Source organism: Mesorhizobium sp., from assembly GCF_005063415.1.
GTDB lineage: Bacteria > Pseudomonadota > Alphaproteobacteria > Rhizobiales > Rhizobiaceae > Mesorhizobium.
The window spans coordinates 1-1,079 of sequence record NZ_SUEG01000344.1; the positions used below are offsets into that span (position 1 = coordinate 1).

Annotated in this window: 1 protein-coding gene; it reads right to left on the reverse strand. The window is 61.0% G+C overall.

Annotation, left to right across the window (positions count from 1 at the left end; translation table 11 throughout):
- Positions 1-558: 558 nt before the first annotated feature.
- Positions 559-768: a hypothetical protein gene (locus E5W70_RS32500; RefSeq protein ID WP_292591100.1), complete on the reverse strand. Its 210-nt coding sequence runs from the start codon at positions 766-768 to the stop codon at positions 559-561.
- Positions 769-1,079: the final 311 nt, after the last annotated feature.

Sequence of the window (1,079 nt, forward strand, 5' to 3'; positions counted from 1 at the left end):
GGGTCGGGCAGGCGGACGGGTTTTTCTTCGCTCATGCCAGGCGGCTTTCTCGCGCGGCGGAAAGCCGCCTTCTATGTCGTTCGCGGCCGCGCGGGACGTCGCCGGCGGCCATCCTGGGGCCGAAAATGGCTGATTTGGGCGGCGAGATCAATCACTATCGATAAAGGGTGATTATCGATAGTGAGCCTTTGTTCCAAGGATCATCGCCTTACGGAAGTGAAGTGCAATATAGCTTCCGTTACTCAAATCGGCGATAAACAAATCAATGGCTTACCAATTCACCGATTTGCCTCTGGCCACCCTACTCGGACCGCTCGCGCGCGCCGATGTCGGTTTTACTTCCCGACTTCAAGTGAAGCGCTAAGCTGAATTTTCGAACCGCGGTTTCTACCTTACGGTTTCAATTGGTTGAGGGGCCGGGCCCTTCGCAGCCCTGACGCGATGCCGCCGAAGCGGATTCAGCGCAGTCCGAATTCATGATGGCTGGTGGATCTGGGAGCCCGCGTGCCGCGCCGCCGTTTCCATTGGCGCAGCCAGTCGTGCGGGCCAAGCGGTGGCTCATTCGTCGCCTGCGAGACCGTCGAACGCCTCGATCAGCGCATCGACGATCGCCTGGCCGAGCGCCTGTGCTGTCTCACCGATTTGGGCTTCGTTTCCATTGCGGGCCGCGGTGGCGAGTTCCGAACCCTGATCCGTCAGGATCGCATTGGACCTATCGATCGCCCATTGCGCGAAATCGTTGCGGCTGTCGATGATCCTGGTTTCCATGGATGCGCGCTCCCGCGTTTACGATTTGTTGGCCAATTCGGGCTAGGGTCAGGGCGCGCGATGGGTATTGCGTTCGCGCCACAACACTCCTCGATTCTTGCAGCATCAGGCCTCGCCGGCAAGCCGCTCCGCCTCGCGTAGGTGGGGAGCCCGAGGCCGTGCCCTGTCGTCCTAGGACGAGCCTCCGACAGGGCAGGGGACTTATGGTTCCTACAGCCCGCTCGCCTTGGTGAGGTTGGTCCGGAACCGGTCGCGCCGGCGCTGATATTTGCGGGTCATCTCGGCCGAGGCATGGCCGAGCTGTTTTTGCA

Bases quoted from the DNA above. Each gene is read 5' to 3' on its own strand.
- E5W70_RS32500 (WP_292591100.1), bottom strand. From the start codon at position 768: ATGGAAACCAGGATCATCGACAGCCGCAACGATTTCGCGCAATGGGCG.